Origin of the sequence: Methanobrevibacter ruminantium M1 (genome assembly GCF_000024185.1) — an archaeon.
Lineage (GTDB): Archaea > Methanobacteriota > Methanobacteria > Methanobacteriales > Methanobacteriaceae > Methanobrevibacter > Methanobrevibacter ruminantium.
The window spans coordinates 820,295-844,857 of the sequence record NC_013790.1; the positions used below are offsets into that span (position 1 = coordinate 820,295).

A 24,563-nucleotide genomic window follows, 5' to 3' on the forward strand; every position below is an offset into this window, starting at 1 on the left:
TTTTTCCTTAATGGATAGTAGGAAATTTTATATATTTTATTAATTAATTTAATATTAAGCTTTGAGGTGATAACATGGCTGAACTTGATAACAACATAAAGGAAAAACTTACAGAAGTGTTTAAAGAAGAATTAGGCAAAGACGATTTTGAATTGAATTATCTGATTACAGACAACGAAATCACATTTTTCTTTGGCATCTCTGAAGGAAAGGAACTTTCTCTCGATGGAATTGAAAAGATTTCTAGCATAATCGATGGAGGTTATGAGGGAAATTCCATTGTTAATCAGGAATACAGGTACAAATTCAATTTAGACCCTTGTTCTGATTAGATAAAATCTATTTTTCATATTTTTATTTTTTTTATTCTATTTTTTGAAGATTTGCTTTTTTTTTATTGCTCATTATAATCTTAAGGATAATGCTCTTTTCAGCTCTTCAGTAGTCATTTCAGTAATGAATGTTTCATCAACGCTTATTGCCTTTTCAGCTAAATCCAATTTGGTCTTAATGATTGAATCAATTTCTTCCTCAAGAGTTCCTTTTGTTATAAATCTATAAACCATAACATCCTTTTCCTGTCCTATCCTATGTACCCTGTCTGTGGCCTGGTTTTCCACTGCAGGATTCCACCATAGGTCATAGTGAATCACATTTGAAGCTGCAGTGAGATTCAAACCCACTCCTCCTGTCTTAAGGGTTGCAATCAATATCTTATAGTTGTCATCTTCCTGGAATCTGTCTATTATCTCTGCCTTTTCGTTTCTGCTTTGTGAGCCGTGGAGGAAAAGAACCTCTCTTTTAAGTTTTTTTGAAACAAGATCTTGAATTATCTCTCCCATCTTAACGTACTGGGTGAAAATCAAGACCTTCTCATCCATATCCATTATATTTTCCAGAATTGTGATTAAGAGTTCCATCTTACCTGATTCTTTGATTTTTGGTTTGCCTGAGCCTAAAAACTGTGCAGGGTGGTTGCAAGTTTGCTTTAGGGAAGTTATTGTCTTTAGGATGGTTCCCCTTCTTTCAATTCCTTTGAGTTCATCTATCTCTTCAAATATTCCATCTAAGACAGCATTGTATAGCTTTATCTGTTTTTTGCTAAGGCTTGCATAGATATCGTTTACAATCCTATCAGGCAGTTCTCCCTTGATTTGCTCATCGGTCTTAAGTCTTCTCATTACAAATGGTTTTGTTATTGCAAGAAAGTTCTCAAGGGATCTTTCATCTTCCAGCCTTTCAATTCTAAAGACATAGCTATCCTTAAAGTCACTGAGGCTTGAGAGGTATCCCTTATTTGTAAAGTCAAATATTGACCAATAGTCTGTGAGTCTGTTTTCGATTGGAGTTCCAGTCAATGCTATCTTATTGTATGCATTAACCTCCTTAATCGCTTTTGTCTGCTGTGTATGTGGGCTCTTAATGTTTTGGGCCTCATCAATTATGTATAAAAACCATTCCTTATCTAAGAAAAGGTCTAAATCATTCCGAATAACTCCATATGAGCTTAGTACAATGTCATAGTCTTCCAATGGAAATCTTCTGTTTGTGCCGTGATAGATGTAATATGATAGTTCTGGGGTGAATTTCCTAATCTCATGTTCCCAATTTGAAATCAGGGTTGGGGGAACGACAATCAGGCTTGGTCTTTCTTCAAGCAATCCTTTTTCCTTAAAATATAGGATTGCAGTTAAGACTTGGAGGGTTTTACCTAAACCCATATCATCTGCCAATATGGATCCAAAGCCAGATCTTATGTTTTGCACAAGCCATGAATAGCCAATCTTTTGATAGGTCCTCAATTCACCCTTTAATGTCCTTGGAACCTCATAAACCCTTGAAGGATTTATAAGTCTCTTTAAGTTTTCCCCCACTTCAAATTTAAAGCCATCTATCTCTTCGGATAATGCCAATTTTAGTATTTCGCTATTTTCAGTGGTTTTTAAAAGTGAGGATGCGTAGAATTTTATATCAAGGAACTCATTCCTATTAAGTATGAAGAAGTAATTTCTGGTTATTAGGATTTCCTTATTGTTTTCTGTTTGCTTGTCAAAGTCTCTTAAGGCAATTCTTCCTTTGTTTAATCTCACTATCCATTTGATTCTGTTTAGTTTTTTTAAAGAGAATTCATTTTCCTTTAAATCAGTATCCATGATAAGTTTCAAATCGCTTTCTATAATCTCTTTTGATGAGATAAGCTCTGCATTATTGTCCCTTAGGATAGGTTTAATGTTTAGGGCGAATTTTATGAATGCCTTTTTGTCCATTTGGATTTTTTCATATCTTGTATTTTCTATTGCAAATTGGTCGAATAAGTCATATATCCTGCCGATATCTTCTAATTCCTTATCACTTGCTTCTTTAATTGTGAAAATATTATCTTTTAGGTTCTTTTCACTGGCATTGCCTTCTCTTCTTATTTTTATTTCACATTCCAAATCATCATTGATGATTAGGAGATATTTGAAATCTGATTGATGTTCTTGATAGCGATTTTCCATATGATTAGATATGATTTTAAATGTATTAAATTTTTCAACTTCTGATTTTATTATGATTAAAAAAATGGCTTCTGTCTAATTGATTTTTCAACATTTTATTTTAATAATTCCCATAAAAAATCATAATTTAAAAAGGGTTTTTTCTTATTTAATAAAGCATTAAAATTATTGACTTTAGATATGATAATTCATATAGTGTAAGTTCTAACTTAACAAATTATTAATCATAAAATCAATATTATGCGATATCTTTATATATTCCTTTAAACAAATATATCATTACATCTAGATATGTAAATGAATTTTTGGATTTTTTTAAAGTTTTTATTAAAAAATCATTTAATCTAAAATTTTAAAATTTTAATTCAATTACTTATCATGATTTATATGAGAATTAAATAAATTTTATTAATATTTTATTTTCAGTGAAATTCTTATAGATTTCGGATGAAAATTTTGAAAATTTTCTTAAGATCTTTTATAAGTTTTGCTGATTTGTGGAGTATTGTTTTTAAAATATCATTCTTTATAGATATTTTTATGAATTGCATTGCATTGCGAGTTGAATTAATAAAATTATTTAATTTCTATTATGGAGTCGTAAATATGGCTGAAGATGAAAAAATCGAAGAAATCGAAGAAATCGAAGACAAAGAGGAAGAAAACTTACCTTTTGCTAAAGCAGAAGTAGTTCGTTTAATGAAAGAAAACCTCGATGATGACAAGATGATTAGGGAAAGAGTTAAAGTTGAAATGAACAAGTTCTTAGGAGACATTCTTAAACAAGTATGTGAACAACTTAACGATTATCCTTACACTACCATTGAGTATGAAATGCTTAAGGAGTCAATCTATCCATACACTAACATTAAAAGGATTAACCAAGAAAAAGAAAGAATTTTATTACACTTAAATGCTATTAAAGCAGACTGTGATGCATTAGCTATGGATGTTGAAAAGACTCTCAAATTAAAAGATGTTGCAGATGAAGATGCATTCACTCCTTTATCTGAAGCACAAGATGAAGAAATGGATGAATAATTCTTCTTCTCTTACTTTTTTTTATTTTTTATAATTTTATCTACTTTTAGTAATTATTTTTTATTTTAACCTATTTTAGGACTATTTTTTTATTATCACTACTTTTTAGGGCTTTTTTTACTTTCAGAATTTTCAGATTTATTTTTATTTAAATTTTAAATATTGCAAAAAGTAATTAATATTGAAAAAAAGTAATTAAATATCACAAAAAAGTAATTAAATCATTAAAAAAAAGAAGAAAAAAATGAAGATTTAATTGTGTAGAGATATAAAAATCTTCATTTGTTGTATGGGTGGTTTTATCTGCTGTATATGTAATTTGCAACGGCTATGGCTCCTAAAATAAAAGTCACTATATAGCCTAAAACTGCAATTAAAGGCATGTCAAATAACATTGGCCCTCTATTGATGGTCATAGTTATTGAAGAGCTCATCAGAAGGGCTGCAATTATAACAACCAATGAAAACTTGCTTACAATATGGTCGATTCTGTCAATTTCAAAGCGAAGCTTCATATCTCCATTGTTTATCTTATGAACGCTGTTTGTTAAAAGTGGAGGAAGTGTCTTAAGCATGTTCTTATAATAAACCAAACTGCCTTTTTTGTTTGAAAGAGATTCCTTAATGTTCATTCTTTCTTCCATTACCTCTTTGACTATCGGTTCGATGGAAGCCATGACATCTATTTTAGGATCTAATGTGGTGGCAACAGATTCAATCATGGATATTCCTCTAGCCATTGAAACGAACTCATTAGGCAGAATGACATTATAATCCTGCATAAGGTCTAGCAATTTAGTCAATGCTTCATTCAATCCACGGGAATCCTGTGCAAAATACCTGAATAATAAATCTCTTTAGGGGCCTGAATTTTTTTATGTATAAATCGTTCAGATTTTCTATATTTTTATTCATTACCCTATAAAAATGTATTTATTTCTAAAAATACAATTGTATTATTAGTTATATAAAAAAATAGGTCTTTAATATCGTTAAATTTAAATAATATGCTTTACAAATATATTATTGGCGATAATAATGAAGCATAGATTAAATTTAGATAATAAAGACCCAAATTATATTTTGTTGAAAGAAATATTTAAAATTATGGATTCTAGAAAATCCAAAAGTATATTAGCATCCTATGGATTTAAAAACTTAAATAGAACAATATTTACTTTTAAAATTATATTTATAAGTATGTTCTTTGGAATTGACATTCCATTCATTTTAAACGAGCTTAAATCCAAAAAAGAACTTCGCAAATACTTTAATATTTCTGAAGTTTTGACTGCAGATCAAGTTTATAAAATTTTTTCAGAAATAAACTCTGAAAAACTTATAAAATGTTTAAACAGAATCTTAAACTCAAGGAATATGGTTAAAAGAAGAGGAAAAAAAACTTTTATTGTTGATGCGACCCCAGTGGACGTAGATATTAATTTCCACAGAAATAAAAAGACTAAAGAACATCTGGAAAAAATTAATCTCAAATGGAGTTATTCATCCTCTAAAGGTTATTATATTGGATTTAAAGCAACTGTTGTATTAGATTATGATTCTATGAATCCTGTTTGTATTTTAGTCCACTCTGGAGCTCCAAACGATGCAAAACTTTTCGAAGAAATTTTAGAAAACCTTCAAAAAAGACGAATAATCAGAAAAGGAGACACATTAATCTTTGATAAAGGATATTACAGCTAAAAAAACTATCAAATCGGAATCAGCAAATACAAAATCATTCCTTTTATTTTTCCAAAAGAAAAATTCAGCAGAACCCGATTGGATGACATTTTAACTTATCCACTAGCCGTATTTAACAAAACAAAGAGAATAATGAAAGAAAAAAGATTATACAACAGTTTAAAAATGGAATTAATGAAAAAAAAATAGATTCATGGGAAAAATTTAAACCAATAAGGGGCAAAATAGAAGATTTTTTCAAATTATTAAAACAAGGCTTGAATATGAGAGAAATCCACAAATATACTCCAAAATCAGTAGAAAAAACCGTTTATCTAAATGTATTTTTGGGAGCACTGATTATATCACAAGGATTTTACTCAAAAACGACCATACAACAATTATCTGAAAACTAAAATCGTCAGGCCCCTAAATAATTGTCTTGATTTGTTATAGGAATATCTTTTCTCTTTAATTTCTCTTTTTTTACCAACATTTTTTTATTTTTAGGCTTCTTTTAGTTTTTTCTATTTTTTTATTATTTTTTGCAGTTGAGGAAATAGTTGTGATGGGGTTAAATAGCCTATGAAAAATAGTTTGTATGCTTTATGGTGGAGTTCTATGAATAAAATAGTATCTTCACTTTTAATGGTGGTAAAAAATAAAATAAAATAAAATGTTTTTTATTCAGTTTTTTTTAACTAAATAATTTAAAAGACTTTTTTAAAGCTTTTCAATAAACATTTTATTATTATACTCATAAGCAAAAGCTTCCTGTTCCAATATTTTATTGTTCTTTTTAAACCATTTTTTAAATATTCTGTCTGGAAACTCCTGATTTTCTTTTGCTAAGCGTTCAGTTGATACAAAGATGCTTATTAAAATCTCTGTTAAGAATCTATATTTATAATATGTTTCTATATTTGTCATATATAGACTGTCATATCCGTTTTGATAGAATTCGTCTATTAATTCATCAAGAATGTCATCCATATCAATAGGGATTAATTCTTCATCTTTGTATTTATAAAGTGGAACATGAAAAACATATTTCTTATTTAATTCTATCATTTCTCCACACTCCTAAAATTTAAGCATTTTTTTTACTTTTAAGTTTTAATTAATTTTAAATCTTTTTTTAAACTTATATAAATATTATTATTCTTTTATTAATTTGTTTAAGTGTTTTCTTGATTTTATTGGTGAAATCTTATTTTTTTTTAAGAATTTTTTATGATTTTTTGATGAAATCTATTTTGAGTATTTTGTTTTTTTTTAAGGTCTAATTTATTTATTAAGTTATTTTCTTTACTTAAGCATTATTGTTCATCATCAATAACAGTAAAGCCTGTTTTCAAGTTCTTTAACTCTTCATCGCTTAAAGGCTCGCTCTTTGCACGAACGTCCATGATTTTGCTCTGTCCAAAGGGATCTTCAATAAGTAGGAGGGTTTCCAATTCTCCAGCAAGGACTTGATTTATCTTATCTAGAACTGCATTTGCATTCTTTTGGGACTCCTCATCATCAAACATTCTTAATGCACTTTCTGTGGCTTGCTTGAATCTTATAAGAACTCCTTCCACATTTGAGATGTATCCTTCGGATTTTGGGCCAGGTTCTACCTTTATTCCGATTTCTGGCAGTGAAACTGTGGCAGATTGGGATCTGACCACCCTTGAATTCAATGATTTCTTTGTAATTATCAGGCTATGCTTTGCAGGATCCTTCTGTTCGGTTGTTATAATGTCGCTATGGCGAAATCCGCATTTTTCACATTGGATTGTGGATTCCACTATCTCTCCAAAATAGGCAAGCTCGTGAGTTTGAGTGATGTAATTAGCTGTTTTATTGCCTCCGCATACTGGACAGTCCATTTTGATTATTGCTTGTTTTCCAGTTATAATATCATCCTTAGTCATTTTTTATCCTCGTAAATTATGATTTGTTCTTGTTTTGGTCTTTAATTTCTTTTTGATTTAATAAGTTTGAATTTTTTTTTAATTCTACAATCTTTTGGTTTTTTTGGTTTAATAAGTTTGAATTTTTTTTTTTAATTCTACAATCTTTTGGTTTTTTTGGTTTAATAAGTTTGAATTTTTTTTTTAATTCTACAATCTTTTGGTTTTTTTGGTTTAATAAGTTTGAAAGTTTTTCTAATTTTACATATCTTCTTTAAAGAGCAAACCTTCCTTATCAAGGTCATTTTTAATTTTTTCAATTGTTTCATTATTTATTGCACAAATGCGATATGCTCTATAGTCAGTTAAACTATAAAGTTCTTTAAGTTCTTCCTTTTTCTCTGGGAACTTATTCAGGTTCTTTATAAACTTATCATATTCCCTTATCTCGCTTACATCTATCTTTCTTATGAGAGGCTCTTTAAATCCCTTGATCGGATAGGAGATATTCTTTATGCTTCCGCTGTATCTGTCTAATATGATTTCTCCTACCTTATCCAATTCATCAACTGTGTTTTTCAGATATATTGTTTCACAGGTTTCATTAATGTAGGATAGCATCTTCTTGACGGTTGATTCAATCTCATAGCTTTTTATGATTGGAACATTATGCTTTTGAGCCTGTTCTATAAGATGGTCGTGGATTATTCTGTTTTCCTTAAAGTAGTCTAGCTGCTTTCCTCCCCTTCTTATTTCCATGGCTCTTTTTACAAATCGGTTCTTGTGGTCCTCCTCATCGGAGCTTAATATGAAGAAAAAGACCGATGCCTTGTCTGTAAACTGTTCTATGTCAATAAAGCCGGGTATTAAATGAACCCCTTCTAGTATAATGTCATCATGGTCCTTTATTGCCCTATCGATTACCCTTTCTACTGCTGGAAGCACAAATGATGCATGCTCTTCAAATCCTGCATTGATAAGCTCTGCTTGGTTTTTGTAATTTTCCTGATTTCTAAGGCTGGAATATGCATTGTAGGATGATGAGTGAAGGGCTGGAGCATATTCCTTTCCTATGATTCCTCTAACTACTTCTCTTATAAAATCGGTTTCCACCAAGTGCTTAATGTTTAATGTTTTTGCAAGTTCAGCTGCAACTGTGGATTTTCCTATCCCTGAAGCGCTTCCTATGAGAATTACATATGGTTTCATTTAATCACCTTTTTAGGCTAATTGTCATTTTTTCATTCCATTTTTTTATTATATTTATTGTTTTATTTATTTAAAACTATCTTAAATCTTTGTGCTTTGTTTGAAACTATCTTGGTTTTTTCTTCTTTGGCTTGTTTTCTTATTTAAAATTTTCATAAGAATGTTCATTTTTTCTTATTTTATCTAAGGAATTTTTAAAAAAAATTGTCCAATAATAAGAATCTTTATTAATAATAATAAATATATAATTACACTAGGATAAATTATATAATGTTGTATGTTGTATTTTTGCATTGCATTGTGTGTTTTTTAAATACGATATTAATTATTATAATTTCAAAATATTAATTTAGAATTTAATCAAAACTTATTTGATTTTAGAGATTTTAAATTAGTTTCTTTATTTGTCTAATTTAATCTTCTTTAGTCAAATCCCCTTATTGATTTTTCTTTTAATTAATATTTTAGTTTTATCTATCAATCAATTTTATTATTTATTGTTTAAGGAGTGATTACTTGTATTCTATAACTTCAGTTGAGGATCTTCAAGAACTCAATCCATATGTGATTATCGGATGTGGCGGAGGCGGAGAGAAATTCTCCAATCTTGAAGGTATTGAAACAGTTGGTTTTCTAGACGATAATCCTGAAAAGCAAGGAAAACTATTCTGTGGTTTAGAAGTAGCATCAAATTTATCTGATTTATTTGAATCAACTGATGCAAATACAGTTGCTGTCATGTTGCCTATTGGCGCTGAAGGCGCAGCATTGAAATATGCAGTTGAAGCATTGGCAAATGGCAAGAATGCAGTTGTTTCATTTAGATCATTATCTTTATGTGAAAATGAGTCTTTATTAAAATTAGCAAGTCAAAATGATGTAGTTATTAAGGAAATTAGTCCAAGATTGGATGTAGTTCGTGAAATCTGTGGTACAGCACCTGAAAAATGCTGTGAAGTGCTTCCTAAGATTTCTTATGAACCAAAAGCTAAAGTTGTCTTTGTTGGTGGAACTTCCCAAGAGTGTGGAAAGAGGACAACTACCAAGTCTCTTGGTATTGAAGCCGAAAAGAGAGGCATGAAGGCTGCTGTCATTTCCACTGATGAGATGGGATTGGAAAAGCCTACTGTATTTAACTTTAGGGCAGGAAGCTTGTCAGCTATGGATATTCCTTCTGCAATTCTCTCATCCATGAAATATGTGGAAGAAAGGGACAGTCCGGACATCATATTCATTGAAGGTCAATCCAGCTTGACTGAAGATGGAAACCCTCATCCAAGAGGATTGTCTGCTTGCATATTGATTGGAGCAAATCCTGATGCAGTCATTGTCGGACACAGGCCAAACCACCCATATCGTGAGCCAAGAGGAATCGATTATGAGGTTAAGGCTATTGAAGCTGTTGTTCCTACAACAAAAGTCGTTGGATTATCTATAAACCTTAGAAATAAGGATGAAGGCATGACTGTGGAAGACTTTGAAAAAGAGTATGGATTGCCTGCAGCAGATATGTATGATGGCGGAGCATCTAAGTTATTAGATGCTATTTTAGATTATTTAGATGAATAATTTTATTATTCTACTTTTTTTAAGAAATAACTTGTTTATTTCTTTTACTTTTTTTTAGTTTTTTTTAAGCTTTTTTTTATTTTTCTTTTTATTTACTTTTTTTAAGCTTTTTTATTATATTCTAACGTTTTTTCTATTTTTTTTAAAATAATTAATTTTAGTAATTTATTTTATCACTTGAGAAGTATAAATTCTTTTTTTGGAAATATTTAAGTTATTCAAAAAAAGGGTATTGGCTGATAAAAAAGGGGTGTGTCAATATAAAGTCATTGTTCAATAAAAAAGAGAAAATAATAAAGTTTAAGGAGTTTATTTGCATCCTTAAACTGTGTTTTGATAAAGATTGTTAAAATAGAAAAACATTTATAAAAAGAAAAATTAGAGTTTAAAGAAGTCATTAGCCCAGCTTATGTGGGATTTATAATCTTCAATTGCTATATCATATGTTTTTACAGTTAATTGAGTTTGCTCTGCTTTGGCTTCTTCTGTATTTGGAGTATCGTCTTCTAGATCTTTTTCATCTATATCATCTATGATGGATATAACCCTATCTCTGGCTTCAAAAAGCATGTCTATAGCATCACCGACACTTATGTCATGTGATTCTAGTATTTTTACTTTTTCAAGTTGTTCATCATTTAATTCAATTTCCATTTTAGTCATAATATTGCCTCTAAAATCATTAAACAAGAATAGTATTTTTTTATTTACATAAGTACTTTTCTATATGATCGTTATTTTGAAGATTAAATGTTAATTCACTTAAGAATGGAAATGTTTATGCTATTTTGCTTTGAAGAAGGGGTGTGGAACTATTTTTCTTCTAGGGGATTAAATTAATGCATTATCTTGAAATAAATGTTTATTAATATAGTAATTGCAGTTAGAGCTATTCCCATTCGTGCAATTCTTCTTTGGGATTCTAATTTTTGATTTTGAATATCGGTTTCTATCTTTGTTAGCCTAATTTCCATTTTTTTGTTTTCCTGGGAATTTCTCAATAAAAAATTATTTATATTGTTATTTAGAACATCTAATTTTTCTTCAATCTTATCGATTTTGCGGTATAATTCATCCATTCTTTTGTCTTTGAAATCGGCATCTGATTCAAGAGATTTTAATTGGAGACTATGCTCTTGGATTTTCTCTTCATTTATGCAGATATGTTCTTGAACAACCATTATTTCACCACCTTCTAACTTAAGGGGTTTTCATTTGTTTAATTCTTTTTGCAAGAAACTGGTTGAAAATATTTTAAAAGTGCTAAATCATTTTTTTTAGATTATTGTTGTTGTGAGTGTTGCTATTTCTGCTTTGCTCATTTTTGTTGCTTTTGCTATGATGTCTGGTGATACATCTAGTTCGGCTAGGCTTTTTACGATTTCTTCTCTTTCTTCTTCTCTTCCTTCTTCATAGGTTTGTTTTCGTTCTTCTTTTGTTAGGTATCCTTGGAAGACTTCTTCTTTTCCTTCTGATTGCATGCTTATCACCTTGGCTATTTTGGCTTTTTCGTTGTCGTTTAGGAGTTCTGTTGCAAGTACGAATTGTATGGATTTGATTTCAATCAACTTTTCCCTGCTTATTCTCCCATCCAACTTATTTGTCATCTCAGCTACTCTTTTTAATAACTGTCTCTGCTTTTTCTTTTTTCGAGTCATTAAAGGACTAATTTCAAGATAAACAAAATCCTCCTCTGTAAACTCTTCCTCTTCATTCTCTATTTTATTATTTGTCCTATTTAAAGCTTTATTATAATCCATATCGGTTAACGATTTGACATGTATAGTAAACCAGTAGTCTCCATACTTATTTTCAATTTTATCCCTCTTTATCGGCTCTTTTGAAACAACATAAAGATGTATGTCCTTTTTTTCTTGATGAGCTATGCTGGCCCTATAAAGCCCAAACCTTAAAATATCCTCTAGCTTTAATCTGCTGCTTTGAAATTCAATAATATAGATTCTCTTCTTATAAACTCTTATAATAATATCAGAATGCAATTCCCTAAAAAAAGCATTTATAATTTCACTATCCACAAACTCTTCAAATATTGCTCCCTTTTCCAATATCTCCAAAAACCCATTGGGATTTTTCTTAAATGAGGTTTTAAGGATCTTATCATAGGGCTTATGGACTTTTATCCTCTTGATTTTCTCTTCAAAAGAGTTGAATCCTTTATGGTTTAATATACTGTAGTCTAAAATTTTTTCACCTCCTTTATCTTTATTCATTGGGGCGATTTTCATTTGTAAATAATTATTTGGTTCTCATTATATTTAAATCTTTTTCTAAACCATTATTTTTAAATAAAACTCATTTATTGACATCAAAATTGCTTTTAAGTTGTTAAAAAATTGATTTCAAAATGTGAAATTGTTTTAATTTCGTAACAATATTGACTTGAAAATGTGAAATTGTTTTGATTTCGTAACAATATTGATGTGAAATTGTTAAAGTTATAGGTGCGGTTAAAACCATTTTATTCAGTTAAATAAGGGTGTTTTTTTAAAATATCTATTTAAATCATTTAAATGTTGAAAAAATTAGTTTTAATATCTGTATTTTTGTTGATATGGTTTATTAGAATTTTTAAAAAAATAGAAAAAATAGTTTAAATCATGAAAATATGATAATTTGGATTAAATGCTGTCTAATTTGAAAACACTGAAATTGATTTAAGTTTGATAATCTTTAAATGAATTTTTAATCTTAATTTCATTGGATTTTTTAGCTTTTCACTTCGTTAATATTACTTTAGGCAACTGAAAAGATTTAATAATGTATTAGAACCATAAAATATAATTAGATGTCTATTCCCCATTCTTTTTTTCTAGAGTATGGTTTAGAATAGATGGGCTTGTGAACTTGAGGTGAGATTATGGATTTAAAAACAACAGATATAATTTATATTATTTGCGGTTTGGCCTTATTTATTATAGGAATGTATAAAATCATAACTGGATTATTTTAGATTCTTTTTTTTTTTAATGGATTTTTCTTCTCCATATCATTAAGGAATCAAAAGATTTTATTATTAAATATGATGGAGAACAATATGCTGTTTAACTAGGAAGAGAACTTTTGCAGGAATTAGGTGCATAATTATAGAATATCTCTAATTAGTGATTATTAGGTCTATTTAAACATATGTCTGGCTTTGGAGGATAAGATGGAGTATAGATTGCCAAGGATGGAAGATGAGGATGACATAAGGGACTTCATAAGGGAGTGCTGTTATGTTGAGGAATGCTATGTCATGCTCAAGCAGGAGCTCCTTCTTTCAGATTACAGCAAATGGGTTTCTCTAATACACAGATATGCATCTTTAGGCAATGGAAAATGGGGAAGATCCTTGCTTCTTCTTGCTTATGATGGTTCTCGATTAGTCGGAATACTGCCTATCAGATATGAAATATCCGAGGACTATGCTTTTCTATATGGCAATATTGGCTATCATGTAAGACCTTCCTTAAGGAATATGGGCTATGCTACCAAGATGCTTAAGCATGGATTGGAAATCTGCAAGGAAAAAGGAATGGCTCGGGTAATCGTTGGGTGTGATAGGGATAATCTGGCATCTTCTGCTGTGATAAAGAAATGTGGCGGTGTTCGTCTTAGGACATTCAATGACTCCTATGGCGTTAACGATTATTATGGAATTTATCTCTCAAGCGAATAAGGGAGACACTCTTGCCCTTTATTATTCTGTTTTTATTAATATTTCTTATTTTAAAAGCTTATTTGAATTTTAATATTTCTATTTTTAAAAATACTGCTTATCTTTTCTTATTTTATAATTTAAAGATGCAAGTAAGCACTTACATTCGAAAAACTATTTATATGTTCTTGAATAAAATAAATATTGTGTTTGTGTTTTATTGAATTGGTAGATGGTCATTTTTACCATCTATTGATTCTTAACCATGTATGCCTATATTTTATTTGATTAGATCATATATTGTTTGTTGATTAAATTATTTGGAGGTGAAATGATGCTTTTTTTAGGAGATATGGGTATGTTTTTTCAAAAATTTGATGATTTTATAGCTGATTTATATTTTTAAATGACTTATTAAAAAATTCGCAAAGATTTTTTTGTGTGATTATGGGAATTAATTTCCTATTTGATTGCCTGTTTAGATTTGAATTCTAAACAGGAAGTTTTATGCTTTTTTTGACTATTTTTACTAGTTTTTGTACTATTTTAGAATTATTTTCGATTAATCGTTCGGATAATTCAATTATAATCTTTTTTTAAATTATTATAATCTTTTAATTGCTTGTATCCTCGAGGGCTGTCTCTTGATTTATCTTCTGTTTATATCCTCTATAAATATTTCCAATTCCACGATATTCCACTGTAAATGCCAAAATATCAGTCAATACTCCTATTATAATGCTTATCCAACCATAAGAGTGGAAATATCCATTGATAAATACTAAAATAACAACAGCCGCTACAATCTTTGTATAGTCTTCAGCATATTCCTTCCAACCGATTGTTTCAACTGTTCTTTTGATTCTTTTAAAGTCAAATGCTGCTTTTAGTGTTTCCCCATCTGCTAGTATTGCAAGAGCGATTTCCATAAAGAATATTGTTCCATAGACAATGAGAAGTCCTAATATGATAAATAGTATGAAGCTGATAGGATCATGCTCAAAAAACAATTCTATGGTCTCGTGAAGATTTAGAATCATCTCTTCCAATTCAAATTCAGGGAAATTCATTGCTAGGGAAATCAAACCTAAAAGGGAAGCTTGTATGGTCAGATAGAATGTATATACGATGGTTCCTTTCACTCCGAAATTGAGCAATTCCTTAAGGCTTATCTTAGGCAGACTGGTGCCTCCATTGATTACGTCTTGAGTAACCTTTAATCCATAGCCTAAAATAACTAAAAGGACTATCACTGAGGTGGTTTTCATTATTCCACCCACTTTATTTGTTATGCATTCAAATATTAAAAATTGGATGAATACGATTAAAAATAAGGTTTTATTTTCAGTACAATATCTGACTGAACCTTTAAGCATTTGATTTGGCATATTGTTCTCCTAAAATTAATTTATCTCATTATTCTCATCATTAAGATATTTTTCACTAATTTTAATTTTATCTGAACTGTCTAATTAAATTTTTGATAATTTCTAGTTTTAATTTATGAAATTCATAATTTCCTATCTAAATGTTTAAAAAAATGAATGTGGGATTTTGGTTTTGGTGATTTTAAAGATTAAACAATATGATTTATCCAGATTGATTTAATAAGAATTATATAATGAGTATTAACATAATATTTATATGAATTAATTCTTAATATTCAAAACGCTTATTTTAAGAATTATTTAAGAGGGATTTAATAATTTTTCTTTATTAAGGTTTATTTATTATTTAATGCCTATTTGCTTATTTCAGATTAAGTTCTATGGAGAGTTTTTATGAAGAAGACAAAAATTATAGCTAGTGTAGGTCCTGCATCTGATTCAGTTGAAGTTATGAGTGATATGGTTGAGATGGGGATGGATTGTGCCAGGATCAATCTCTCTCATGCTAATCAAGAGGATATTTTAAAGATAATAGATGTGGTTAATGAGGTGCGTAAGATATGCAATGTGCCTTTGGCAATTATGTATGACACAAAAGGGCCTGAGTTTAGGACTTCTGAATTTAAGCATGGAGGTGTGCTGCTTAATGAAGGGGACACCATTAAGATGAGCAAGACTTGCATACAAGGTAATAAAGAGGAATTTGGAGTCAATCATAAAGAAGCAATCGACTTTATAAACGTGGGCGACAAGGTTCTAATCGACAATGCTCTCTTGGAATTTGAAGTCATTGACAAGAAAGAGGATTATGTGCTATTGAAGGCTTTAGGAGATGGAAAGATTCTAAATCATAAGACCATCAATGTCCCTGGTGTTGACTTGAAGCTTGATTTTATAAGTGATGTGGATAAGGAGGACATATCCTTTGCAGCAGGGCATTCCTGTGATTATTTGGCCCTTTCTTTTGTAAATTCAGGGGAAGATGTAATTGCAGCTCGTAAAATTGTGGAGGACGCCGGAGGAGATGCCCTTATCATTTCAAAGATTGAAAGTCGCATGGGCCTTATGAATCTTGATGAGATAATTGATGAATCTGACGGAATCATGGTGGCTCGAGGGGACTTGGGGGTTGAGGTACCAATGGAACATTTGCCTATAATTCAAAAGGACATCATCAGAAAATGTCGTGAAAAGGGCAAGTTTGCCATTGTTGCAACAGAGATGCTTGCTTCAATGTATGAAAGCCCTAGACCTACCCGTGCTGAGGTTTCAGATGTTGCAAATGCCGTTTTGGATGGAACCGATTGTGTAATGCTCTCTGGAGAGACAACTATCGGTAAGCATCCGGTCCATGCAGTTGAAATGATGGATCGTATATGCAATTATGTGGAATCGACCATTGACTATAGTAAGCATACCTTTTACAAGGGAAAGGTGGCTATCAGCGATACAATCGCCAAGCTTGTCATAGGAGCTAGCGAATATTCAGACATTAAGCTAATAGTCACACCTACTTTGACTGGATTTACAGCCCGCAAAATCAGCAATTTGAGATCAAGCTCTGCAATTTTAGCTTGCTGTCCATCTAATGACATTGCAAGGAAGCTTGTTTTAAATTTTGGAGTAAAGGCTGTAATAACTGACATTTATGAGAATACTGATGAAATGATTGATAATGTGGTGGATATTGCTAAAATGGAATTTGATTTAAACAAAGGCGATCTTATAGTGGTCACAGGAGGATTCCCATTAGGTAAGACTAGAAATACTAATTCCTTAAGGATATTGGAAATCGATTGATTGCATAATGAGTATTATGCTTTTTTAGACTTTAATTTGCTATAATCACTTAGAATTCTTTTTTTCCTTTTTTTAATCAATGGAATGATAATATGGCTAATGAAAATGAATGGGGCAGCAATCTTGCATTTGTACTTGCAATGATTGGTTCTGCAGTTGGATTGGGAAATATCTGGAGATATCCATATGTGCTTTATTCAAATGGAGGCGGAGCCTTTTACATTCCTTATCTAATTGCAATTTTAGTTTTAGCCATTCCTCTCATCATTCTAGAATATGGGGTCGTCTATAACTATAAGTCCTCATTTACAAAGGCTATCGTAAAAATAAAGCCTAAATTGGAATTTTATGGTTGGATTCTTCCTGTTGTCACTTTTATTATGACAATTTACTATTCAACCATATTGGGCTGGGATGGAATCTATTTCATCCTAAGCTTCTTTAAGGGCTGGGGATCAGATCCAAATACATTTTTAACAGTTTCCCTATTGCAGTCTGCAGATTCAATAAGTGGCATTTTAAACTTCATTCCAGTCATTGCCATTTCAATGATTTTCATATGGCTCATAATATGGTTCATTTCCCATAGGAACTTGGATGAAGGCTTAGGCCGTGTTGCCCGATACTTTGTTCCAATGCTTTTTGTTATAATGATAGTGATTGTTGCTTTTTCATTGACCCTGCCTGGAGCATCCATTGGTCTTGCTGAGTTGTTTGATCCTGATTGGTCCCTTTTATACAATTATAGCATATGGATGGCTGCATTCGGTCAGATATTCTTCTCATTGAGCTTGGGAATGGGGGCTGGATTTACATTTGCAAGCTATACCAAAAGGGACATAGACTTGATTTCAAGTGGATTATGTGTTGTTTTGGCTAATAGTCTTTTTGAAAACTTTGCAGCATTAGGGGTTTTCTCAATTCTAGGATATATGTCCCTTGAGTCTGGAGTTGCTGTTTCAAAGCTTGTATCACAAGGCACAACACTGATTTTTGTTGCATATCCTAAAGTGTTTAATATTTTAGGAGGTGTCGCTTTGATTTTAGGGCCACTATTCTTTTTTACAGTTTATGTTGCAGGAGTCACAAGCATATTGTCCTCCTTTGAAGTGCTTTCAATTTCCATTCAGGACAAGTTCGCTTTTTCAAGGAAAAAGGCTACAACCGCTTTATGCATTGTTGGAGGGCTGGCTTCAATGGTCTTTGCCACTTCAGCTGGAGGTTATTTGCTTAGCATTGCAGACATATTTGTAAATAATATTATGGTTTTGTTTTCAGTGATTGTTCAAACCATCCTTTTTGCATGGGTATTCAAGGCTGAAAGGCTGGTGGACTTTTTCAATGCTAAAAGCCGATTTTTAAAACTTGGAAGATGGTGGTTAATCCTTGTTAAATATATTTGCCCAATCCTTTTAACTGTAATCTGGATTGGAGAATTATATAATCTTATAAAAATGGGTTCAACTGAATTTGTAGTGATTTTAGGAGTATTGCTTGCAATATTATTGATATTTGCATTTATATTTACAATCAGGCCAGCAAAAACTGATGAATGGTTTAAAACCGAAGAGAGGATTAAGTAAATTGGGTTAATGTATTAAATTATTTATTTCTTAATTTTAATTATTTGTCTTCTTATTTTTTTATAATATTAATTCTAATTCTTTATCTTCTTATTTTTTTATAATATTAATTCTAATTCTTTATCTTCTTATTTTTTTATAATATTAATTCTAATTCTTTATCTTCTTATTTTTTTATAATATTAATTCTAATTCTTATTCTCTATTTTAATCTATTCTATTGCTTATTTTTACTAAATCTGCTTTCTAAAGGCTTTAAACAAATCAAGTAGTAATAATTATATATAAAAAATTATTAATTATTTAATATGGGTGAAGAAGAATTAATAGACCAATATATGAAACCTCATGGCGAGGAAGGAATTAAGATAATTGAAAGCATGAACGAAGAGCATCAAAATATCTCTGAATTTGCATTTGAATGTGTCAATCTCGGTGCATATGATGATATAATTGATATTGGCTGCGGGGGCGGCGTAAACATAGAAAAATTCCTAAATGTGACTAACGGACATGTGGATGGCCTTGATTACTCTGATGTGTCTGTTAGCGAATCAATCAAAAGAAATCAGACTTCAGTAGATGGTGGAAGATGCAATGTAATCCTAGGGGATGTTACTGACATGCCAATTGGGGATGAGTCCTACGATTTGGCTACAGCATTTTCTACAATCTTTTTCTGGCCTAATCTTGTTGAAACATTTAAGGAAGTTAAAAGAATCATAAAGCCAAATGGACAATTTATGATAGCCCAAGGAACCGATGGAACAAATCCCGAAGATCAGGAATGGATTGATACCATTGCTGGAATAAATGTCTATACTGCTAATGAGCTTGAAGAATATTTGCTTGATGCGGGATTTAAAAGAGTTGATGTATTTACCAAGGAAAATACTTATCTTTTAGTTGTTATTGGGAAAAAATAGTTGTAATTAATATTGAAATAATGGATAATTTATTAGGTTTGTTTCATAGTTAGTTTTAATTAATTAATTGCACATATTAATTAAATAGGGGATAAAATGGATTTCAATAAGGAAAAATTCAAGATGGTCTTGCAGTACATCATTTACAAATGCGGAATTAAAAATACTGTTGGAAGGACAGTTCTTCATAAATTGCTATATTTTTCAGACTTTAATTATTTTGAGCTTTATAATAAGTCTTTAACCAATGAATGCTATAGAAAATTAGCTAGAGGTCCTGTGCCAGTTCATTTTGAATCTGTTGTTGAGGAATTGATTGATGAAAAGAAGATCTCTTTAAAGAACAGGAGATTGCCTTGCGGCAAGCTTATGAACAGGTATTTCTCATTGGAAAAGCCTGAGATAGACTTAAAAGAAGATGAATTAGCTGTCATTGATGAAGTCATTAAGGATTTAAGCCATATGAATGGAAAGATGATTGGAGAATACTCTCTTAAGGATATGCCTGTAAAGCAGGCTCATGATAATGGGAGTATTGACTATAATCTTGTTTTTAGCCGCAGTTTACAATATTCAAAGAGAACTGACGATTAGTTAAATAAATCCTTTAATTCCTATCTATTCATTTTATCTGATTTTAAAGGAACAGGTCTATTTTTATTTTTGTTAATTTTTTATTTTTTTTTTATTTACCCTCCTTTAAAAACTCCCCAAAGAATTGCTATTGCAAAGATTATTATCAATGGGCCTAAAACACTCATATAACATTTTAAATCATCCCATTTGCTGGACTGTCTTTTATTTGAACTGGACCCTGATGATGAATTGGACCCTGATAAGTAATGATGTTCTTTAGGAGGATGTCTTAAATTATAAAAGTCCCTATAATCTCCTTCTCTTTGATTGAATCCGAAATATTCCCAATCTCGCTCATCGATATAGTCTGCTCCAACTTCTTCTAAAGCTTTTTCATAACTGTATCCCTCTTCTTTAACTAGTTTAATGAATCTTCTAACTTGAGGGTCTTCTTTTGGTATGTCTAACATTTAAATCTCCTATTTTTAGTTCTTATTTTAATTATCTTATTGATTCTGCTTATATAATTAGTTATTTTTTCTTTTATACTTCATTAATCCTATTCTTTATTTAATTATATGATAATTTATTTTTAGGATTTATAAGTGAAATAAATATTTTGTTTTAATCAAGGTTTTATCAAGGTTTTATCATTCCTTTTGTAAAAGGATTTTCAAATTTTAAGATTTAAAAAAAATTTAGAAAAACATAAAACCAATAAAGTAAATATAAAAATTAACGAATTAACTAAATTGGTTCTTTTTTTATATTGCGCAATTAGTTTAATTCTTAAAAATTTATTAGGTGATCTTATGGATTCTAAAAAAATATTAGTTATTTTAGGTTTAACTGTTTTAGCTATTTTTTTAGCTAGTTCAGTTAGTGCTGGTGACTTGATTTCTACTGGGGGTTATAATCCAGATTCACTTATTATACTTGAAGGAGCCGATTTTAACATTCCAGATGGATTTGAAAGAATTGAGGATAAATCCATTGCAAATCAGACAAGAAATTCAGGAGTCTTTTCATCCATTTTAAATAGGGAAGTTTATGGGAATCCTAAAGGTGAGGAGATAGTAATTTCTGTTGTGGATTTTGATAATTTTGATGCAAATCTGCCAATTCTTAGCATGATTTGCAAAGGCTGCCAAAAGAAGGAATTGCTTGGCTATCCAGGTTTTATTGGCTCTGATGGAAACTCCACTAAGTTTTCTTATGTATTTGATAATAAGGTGGTGTCTATATCCGCTCCAAATGAGGATTTGATTAATCAGGTTCTAGTGGTTGAGGATGCATAGTTAATTTGGTTTTTTTATTTTTTAATTCATTTTATATATTTTTAAAATTTTAAACTATTTTTTTTATTCTACTTAGATTATATCATGTGTATTTCATTTATTAATTTTATCAAATTTTCATACATCTATTAAAATATTCATTTCTGGTTTAATTAAACAATTGTTTTGATGATTGATGGTATAAATAATTATGGCTAAAATTAATTATTCTTATAGTAAAAAGTATTGCATAATTGTTTTCATTATGATGTTTTTTATGAAAAGAAATTATTCCAAAAAGAATTATAAAATAGGAAAAACAGATATTTTATAATGTAATTCCTGAAAAAGGATTAAGAATATTTTTTAAATAATCTAGGAGGGTGGGAATATGAAAGACCTTATTGGATTTTGTGGTTTGGATTGTGAGCTATGTCAAGCTTATATTGCAACAATTAATGATGATGATGAACTCCGTGAGGAAGTTGCTAAGCACTGGAGTGAGCTCAATAATGTTGAAATCAGTCCTGAAATGATTAATTGTATGGGATGTAGAGTTGAAGGGGTAAAGACTCCATTTTGTGATTTTATGTGTCCTATACGCCAATGTGCTTTGGAGAATAATTATGATACCTGTGCAGACTGTGATAAAATGGAGGGCTGTGAAAAACTAGTGATGATCTTTGAAAACAATGATAATGCTTATAAAAATTTAAAACATCATTATTAGCTAATTTATTATCAAATTGGTATTATTTTCAAATAAGTTTTTATTTAAGAGGTATTATTTTCAAATAACTTTTTATTCAAAGGAGTATTATTTTCAAATAATTATTTTTTTTTTTTATTAAAATGGATTTTTTAAATAAGTATTTTTATTAATCACTAAATCAAAATAACTATTATTAGAATTATTAAGGGGTTTTTAATGTCTAGGAGATTTGCAGTTATCGACACTGAAACAAATTGGAATGATGAAGTAATGTCTATCGGTGTTTTAATCGCCAGATGCAAGAATTTTAAAAGAACAGACTCTCGCCATTACATATTGCCTAAGGCAGAGGCAGTAGGGGGCATGTATTCAAAATCAATGAGAGTTACAAGTCATGAGATTCTGACAAAGCATAGGAATGATGCCATTGACGATTTAAGGTATTTGCTTGATTCCAATGGTGTTGATGATTTGTTTGCATATAATGCTTCTTTTGATAATCGTCATTTGCCTGAGCTTTCTGACTTTTGTTGGCGTGATATAATGAAGGTTGCAGCTTATAAACAGCATAATCCATCCATTCCAAATCATATGCCCTGCTTCAAGACTGGAAGATTGAGAAGAGGTTATGGAGTTGAGCCAATGCTTCAGATTTTGGGAATTGAGGACTACTGTGAAAGCCATAATGCGATTATTGATGCTAGAGACGAGCTGAAGATCATGGAGCTTTTAGGATATGATATAGATTTCTATCCTGAAATCTGATTGATTATTTTATAGTCTTTTTTTTATTGTCTAAATTTCTTTTGATGGGTAAATTGATTCTTTTTCTTTTTAAGTAAAAATAGTTGTTTTTTTTTTTAAAAAAGATGGTTAAATATTCAATTGAAAAAAAAGAGAATTGATTCCATTTTTTAATGGAATCTTTGAATTTTTATTTTTTATATCTTATTTTGATTTTAAGGATTTTCCTTCTTCTTTGCTGCTTTTAATTTAGAACTATCCATAAAGGCTTATCACAGTTCCAATGGTGTATCTGGCACTGTCCTTTTCTTTAGATTTTTTGATTTGGAATTGATTTATATTATTCAAAAGAGTATCTTCAAAAGAAACAGTCTCGTATTCTTCAATCAATTCATCAAACATCTCCCCACGTCTCATCAAATCAGATTTCATGAGCATTAAAGTGTCCTTATCTGCCCATTCTTTATGTTTTTCAATATTGCTAAGAATGGTTTCAAGCAATTGGCATGCAATTCTTCTAAGTTTTCTAGCGTTTTCACAATCTTCGGAATCATCACAAGACCAAATGGAATGCATTAAAAAATTAAGTTCATTTTGGGTGTTTTCTTCTTTTCTATTAATCAGATAAGCTTTGTAGAATGGCTTTGAACGTTCTGATTTAAATTCGATTCCCTCACAGCTTTGATACTCTTCTGACTCAAGATATTCTCTTTTGATTTTAGGTTCTCTTGAGAAGTCAAATTCAGCATATCCGCAATTAGGGCATTCGTTTATGGAAATGTACATTGTGCTTCTTTGCATTTCAGCAGGTCTTAAATCCAAATCTGCATAGCCCATGGTGTTAGTGCTCATGATCACAGTCATATTGAACTCCTCTTTACAGACGGGGCATTTGATTGGTATTTCATTTATAGTGGTCAATTTATCTCTCCTTTAAGTGGTTTTTAAATATGTACCTTGATTATAGACATGCTTGCTTATAAAGTTTTCTTAATTTGATTTTTTATTATAATTAAATTAAGTTTTTATGATTTTTATGGATTAAATTTATATGGTGTGGCTTTTATTTTTTTGGGCATTATATGTAGTGGTTTTTAACTATTTTGGCTATTATAGGTGTGGCTTTTATTTTTTTGGGCATTATATGTTGTGGTTTTTAACTATTTTGGCTATTATAGGTGTGGCTTTTATTTTTTTGGGCATTATATGTTGTGGCTTTTAACTATTTGATACAATAATTTTATATACTAGGACTTATAAAATATACCTAACGAACGGTAGGTAGGTAACATGAACACTAAGGAAAAGATATTTGATGTGTCTTTAGATCTGTTTTCAAAAAGAGGATACGACTCTGTCTCACTTAGAGAAATTGCAGAAGAGGTGGGAATTAAAAAAAGCTCAATATATAGTCATTATTCCTCTAAAGAAGCAATATTAATGGATATATTTGAATATTTTACAGATCTTTTCGAATATGATGATTTAATCAACAGTAAAGAGCTTGTCTTAAGCGAAGATAATGATGTATTGATTGAAAACCCTGAATTGTTTTATCATATGGGCTCTGAAGCCATAAGGGGGATGTTTAAAGAGGAAAGAAACCTTAAGATTTGGAAGCTGATTTTTATACAAATGCATTATAATGAAAAGATAAGGAATTTCTTCCAAAAGGAAATGCTTCTTAAGCCATTGATATTTTGGGAGAACTTTTTTGCTATTCTAAAAGAAAAAGGGATAATTCGTGCAGATTCCAATCCGCAGTTACTTGCTAAGGAGTATTATAGCTTTCCAATCTTTTTGCTTTTAGAAATCTGTGCAAAGTATGATGACATTCCAGAGAGCTGTTTGGATGACTTCTTTAAGCAAGCTGAAGAGCATGCAAGGTTTCTTTTGGATTGTGTGAAGGTGAAATAATGTCTAATAAATTTATAATGAAATTGATATGTTCTCTCGAGGTGAAATAATGGAGGGCATTTTTAAAATAATTTGGAGGGA

General features: G+C 30.3%; 23 protein-coding genes and 1 pseudogene. 13 read left to right on the plus strand and 11 right to left on the minus strand.

Annotated elements, in window-relative coordinates:
• The first annotated feature begins 74 nt into the window (after nt 1-74).
• Nucleotides 75-332: a hypothetical protein gene (locus MRU_RS03165; protein WP_012955421.1), complete on the plus strand. Its 258-nt coding sequence runs from the start codon at nt 75-77 to the stop codon at nt 330-332.
• Nucleotides 333-404: 72 nt separating this feature from the next.
• On the opposite strand, the gene MRU_RS03170 is transcribed toward MRU_RS03165, so the two are convergent.
• On the minus strand, nt 405-2,501 hold the full coding sequence (locus MRU_RS03170) for a DEAD/DEAH box helicase (RefSeq protein ID WP_012955422.1): 2,097 nt from the start codon (nt 2,499-2,501) through the stop codon (nt 405-407).
• A gap of 606 nt (nt 2,502-3,107) precedes the next feature.
• On the opposite strand from MRU_RS03170, the gene MRU_RS03175 reads away from it, so the two are divergent.
• Nucleotides 3,108-3,542 (plus strand): hypothetical protein, encoded by a 435-nt coding sequence (locus tag MRU_RS03175; protein WP_012955423.1) that lies wholly within the window; start codon nt 3,108-3,110, stop codon nt 3,540-3,542.
• Nucleotides 3,543-3,841: 299 nt separating this feature from the next.
• On the opposite strand, the gene MRU_RS03180 is transcribed toward MRU_RS03175, so the two are convergent.
• On the minus strand, nt 3,842-4,345 hold the full coding sequence (locus MRU_RS03180) for a hypothetical protein (RefSeq protein ID WP_143714293.1): 504 nt from the start codon (nt 4,343-4,345) through the stop codon (nt 3,842-3,844).
• Nucleotides 4,346-4,580: 235 nt separating this feature from the next.
• Between MRU_RS03180 and MRU_RS03185 the strand changes: the two are divergent.
• Nucleotides 4,581-5,641: pseudogene (locus tag MRU_RS03185) on the plus strand (IS5-like element ISMru1 family transposase).
• Between the two features lie 307 nt (nt 5,642-5,948).
• Here MRU_RS03185 and MRU_RS03190 read toward each other — a convergent pair.
• From MRU_RS03190 to MRU_RS03200, 3 genes are all read right to left on the minus strand, one after another.
• The gene (locus tag MRU_RS03190; RefSeq protein ID WP_012955428.1) at nt 5,949-6,296 is read right to left on the minus strand and encodes a hypothetical protein; all 348 of its coding nucleotides are present in this window, start codon (nt 6,294-6,296) and stop codon (nt 5,949-5,951) included.
• A 248-nt stretch (nt 6,297-6,544) separates the two neighbouring features.
• Nucleotides 6,545-7,144, minus strand: coding sequence for a ZPR1 zinc finger domain-containing protein (locus MRU_RS03195; RefSeq protein WP_012955429.1), 600 nt, complete (start codon nt 7,142-7,144; stop codon nt 6,545-6,547).
• A gap of 240 nt (nt 7,145-7,384) precedes the next feature.
• Nucleotides 7,385-8,332 carry a 3H domain-containing protein gene (locus MRU_RS03200; RefSeq protein ID WP_012955430.1) on the minus strand — a complete coding sequence of 316 codons (948 nt, stop codon included), beginning with the start codon at nt 8,330-8,332 and terminating at the stop codon, nt 7,385-7,387.
• A gap of 516 nt (nt 8,333-8,848) precedes the next feature.
• Here MRU_RS03200 and MRU_RS03205 point away from each other — a divergent pair.
• Nucleotides 8,849-9,901, plus strand: a complete 1,053-nt coding sequence (locus tag MRU_RS03205; RefSeq protein WP_012955431.1) for a DUF1611 domain-containing protein — start codon at nt 8,849-8,851, stop codon at nt 9,899-9,901.
• 378 nt (nt 9,902-10,279) lie between these two features.
• On the opposite strand, the gene MRU_RS03210 is transcribed toward MRU_RS03205, so the two are convergent.
• The 3 genes from MRU_RS03210 to MRU_RS03220 form a co-directional block, all read right to left on the minus strand.
• Nucleotides 10,280-10,564, minus strand: a complete 285-nt coding sequence (locus tag MRU_RS03210; protein WP_012955432.1) for a hypothetical protein — start codon at nt 10,562-10,564, stop codon at nt 10,280-10,282.
• A gap of 173 nt (nt 10,565-10,737) precedes the next feature.
• Nucleotides 10,738-11,082: a hypothetical protein gene (locus tag MRU_RS03215; RefSeq protein WP_012955433.1), complete on the minus strand. Its 345-nt coding sequence runs from the start codon at nt 11,080-11,082 to the stop codon at nt 10,738-10,740.
• 96 nt (nt 11,083-11,178) lie between these two features.
• Nucleotides 11,179-12,132 carry a hypothetical protein gene (locus tag MRU_RS03220; RefSeq protein WP_048812397.1) on the minus strand — a complete coding sequence of 318 codons (954 nt, stop codon included), beginning with the start codon at nt 12,130-12,132 and terminating at the stop codon, nt 11,179-11,181.
• 938 nt (nt 12,133-13,070) lie between these two features.
• Between MRU_RS03220 and MRU_RS03225 the strand changes: the two genes are divergently transcribed.
• The gene (locus tag MRU_RS03225) at nt 13,071-13,580 is read left to right on the plus strand and encodes a GNAT family N-acetyltransferase (protein ID WP_012955435.1); all 510 of its coding nucleotides are present in this window, start codon (nt 13,071-13,073) and stop codon (nt 13,578-13,580) included.
• Between the two features lie 593 nt (nt 13,581-14,173).
• Here MRU_RS03225 and MRU_RS03230 read toward each other — a convergent pair.
• Nucleotides 14,174-14,947, minus strand: coding sequence for a DUF4013 domain-containing protein (locus MRU_RS03230; protein ID WP_048812398.1), 774 nt, complete (start codon nt 14,945-14,947; stop codon nt 14,174-14,176).
• 393 nt (nt 14,948-15,340) lie between these two features.
• On the opposite strand from MRU_RS03230, the gene pyk reads away from it, so the two are divergent.
• From pyk to MRU_RS03250, 4 genes are all read left to right on the plus strand, one after another.
• Nucleotides 15,341-16,747, plus strand: coding sequence for a pyruvate kinase (gene pyk, locus MRU_RS03235; RefSeq protein ID WP_012955437.1), 1,407 nt, complete (start codon nt 15,341-15,343; stop codon nt 16,745-16,747).
• 92 nt (nt 16,748-16,839) lie between these two features.
• The gene (locus MRU_RS03240) at nt 16,840-18,330 is read left to right on the plus strand and encodes a sodium-dependent transporter (protein ID WP_012955438.1); all 1,491 of its coding nucleotides are present in this window, start codon (nt 16,840-16,842) and stop codon (nt 18,328-18,330) included.
• Between the two features lie 308 nt (nt 18,331-18,638).
• Complete coding sequence (locus MRU_RS03245; protein ID WP_012955439.1) at nt 18,639-19,256, plus strand: class I SAM-dependent methyltransferase; 618 nt, start codon at nt 18,639-18,641, stop codon at nt 19,254-19,256.
• 96 nt (nt 19,257-19,352) lie between these two features.
• Nucleotides 19,353-19,850 (plus strand): Panacea domain-containing protein, encoded by a 498-nt coding sequence (locus MRU_RS03250; protein ID WP_012955440.1) that lies wholly within the window; start codon nt 19,353-19,355, stop codon nt 19,848-19,850.
• A 95-nt stretch (nt 19,851-19,945) separates the two neighbouring features.
• Here MRU_RS03250 and MRU_RS03255 read toward each other — a convergent pair whose 3' ends face one another.
• Nucleotides 19,946-20,302, minus strand: coding sequence for a hypothetical protein (locus MRU_RS03255; protein WP_012955441.1), 357 nt, complete (start codon nt 20,300-20,302; stop codon nt 19,946-19,948).
• Nucleotides 20,303-20,644: 342 nt separating this feature from the next.
• Here MRU_RS03255 and MRU_RS03260 point away from each other — a divergent pair, with 342 nt between their 5' ends.
• From MRU_RS03260 to MRU_RS03270, 3 genes are all read left to right on the plus strand, one after another.
• Complete coding sequence (locus tag MRU_RS03260; protein ID WP_012955442.1) at nt 20,645-21,130, plus strand: hypothetical protein; 486 nt, start codon at nt 20,645-20,647, stop codon at nt 21,128-21,130.
• Nucleotides 21,131-21,500: 370 nt separating this feature from the next.
• Entirely contained in the window at nt 21,501-21,839 is a 339-nt protein-coding gene (locus MRU_RS03265; protein WP_012955444.1) for a DUF3795 domain-containing protein, read from the plus strand.
• A 198-nt stretch (nt 21,840-22,037) separates the two neighbouring features.
• Nucleotides 22,038-22,586, plus strand: a complete 549-nt coding sequence (locus MRU_RS03270) for a hypothetical protein (RefSeq protein WP_012955445.1) — start codon at nt 22,038-22,040, stop codon at nt 22,584-22,586.
• Nucleotides 22,587-22,820: 234 nt separating this feature from the next.
• Here MRU_RS03270 and MRU_RS03275 read toward each other — a convergent pair whose 3' ends face one another.
• Nucleotides 22,821-23,486: a DUF2225 domain-containing protein gene (locus MRU_RS03275; protein ID WP_143714294.1), complete on the minus strand. Its 666-nt coding sequence runs from the start codon at nt 23,484-23,486 to the stop codon at nt 22,821-22,823.
• 369 nt (nt 23,487-23,855) lie between these two features.
• Here MRU_RS03275 and MRU_RS03280 point away from each other — a divergent pair, with 369 nt between their 5' ends.
• Complete coding sequence (locus MRU_RS03280) at nt 23,856-24,482, plus strand: TetR/AcrR family transcriptional regulator (RefSeq protein WP_012955447.1); 627 nt, start codon at nt 23,856-23,858, stop codon at nt 24,480-24,482.
• Nucleotides 24,483-24,563 lie beyond the last annotated feature (81 nt).

Bases quoted from the DNA above. Each gene is read 5' to 3' on its own strand.
- MRU_RS03165 (WP_012955421.1), top strand. From the start codon at position 75: ATGGCTGAACTTGATAACAACATAAAGGAAAAACTTACAGAAGTGTTT.
- MRU_RS03170 (WP_012955422.1), bottom strand. From the start codon at position 2,501: ATGGAAAATCGCTATCAAGAACATCAATCAGATTTCAAATATCTCCTA.
- MRU_RS03175 (WP_012955423.1), top strand. From the start codon at position 3,108: ATGGCTGAAGATGAAAAAATCGAAGAAATCGAAGAAATCGAAGACAAA.
- MRU_RS03190 (WP_012955428.1), bottom strand. From the start codon at position 6,296: ATGATAGAATTAAATAAGAAATATGTTTTTCATGTTCCACTTTATAAA.
- MRU_RS03195 (WP_012955429.1), bottom strand. From the start codon at position 7,144: ATGACTAAGGATGATATTATAACTGGAAAACAAGCAATAATCAAAATG.
- MRU_RS03200 (WP_012955430.1), bottom strand. From the start codon at position 8,332: ATGAAACCATATGTAATTCTCATAGGAAGCGCTTCAGGGATAGGAAAA.
- MRU_RS03210 (WP_012955432.1), bottom strand. From the start codon at position 10,564: ATGACTAAAATGGAAATTGAATTAAATGATGAACAACTTGAAAAAGTA.
- MRU_RS03215 (WP_012955433.1), bottom strand. From the start codon at position 11,082: ATGGTTGTTCAAGAACATATCTGCATAAATGAAGAGAAAATCCAAGAG.
- MRU_RS03220 (WP_048812397.1), bottom strand. From the start codon at position 12,132: ATGAATAAAGATAAAGGAGGTGAAAAAATTTTAGACTACAGTATATTA.
- MRU_RS03225 (WP_012955435.1), top strand. From the start codon at position 13,071: ATGGAGTATAGATTGCCAAGGATGGAAGATGAGGATGACATAAGGGAC.
- MRU_RS03230 (WP_048812398.1), bottom strand. From the start codon at position 14,947: ATGCCAAATCAAATGCTTAAAGGTTCAGTCAGATATTGTACTGAAAAT.
- pyk (WP_012955437.1), top strand. From the start codon at position 15,341: ATGAAGAAGACAAAAATTATAGCTAGTGTAGGTCCTGCATCTGATTCA.
- MRU_RS03240 (WP_012955438.1), top strand. From the start codon at position 16,840: ATGGCTAATGAAAATGAATGGGGCAGCAATCTTGCATTTGTACTTGCA.
- MRU_RS03245 (WP_012955439.1), top strand. From the start codon at position 18,639: ATGGGTGAAGAAGAATTAATAGACCAATATATGAAACCTCATGGCGAG.
- MRU_RS03250 (WP_012955440.1), top strand. From the start codon at position 19,353: ATGGATTTCAATAAGGAAAAATTCAAGATGGTCTTGCAGTACATCATT.
- MRU_RS03255 (WP_012955441.1), bottom strand. From the start codon at position 20,302: ATGTTAGACATACCAAAAGAAGACCCTCAAGTTAGAAGATTCATTAAA.
- MRU_RS03260 (WP_012955442.1), top strand. From the start codon at position 20,645: ATGGATTCTAAAAAAATATTAGTTATTTTAGGTTTAACTGTTTTAGCT.
- MRU_RS03265 (WP_012955444.1), top strand. From the start codon at position 21,501: ATGAAAGACCTTATTGGATTTTGTGGTTTGGATTGTGAGCTATGTCAA.
- MRU_RS03270 (WP_012955445.1), top strand. From the start codon at position 22,038: ATGTCTAGGAGATTTGCAGTTATCGACACTGAAACAAATTGGAATGAT.
- MRU_RS03280 (WP_012955447.1), top strand. From the start codon at position 23,856: ATGAACACTAAGGAAAAGATATTTGATGTGTCTTTAGATCTGTTTTCA.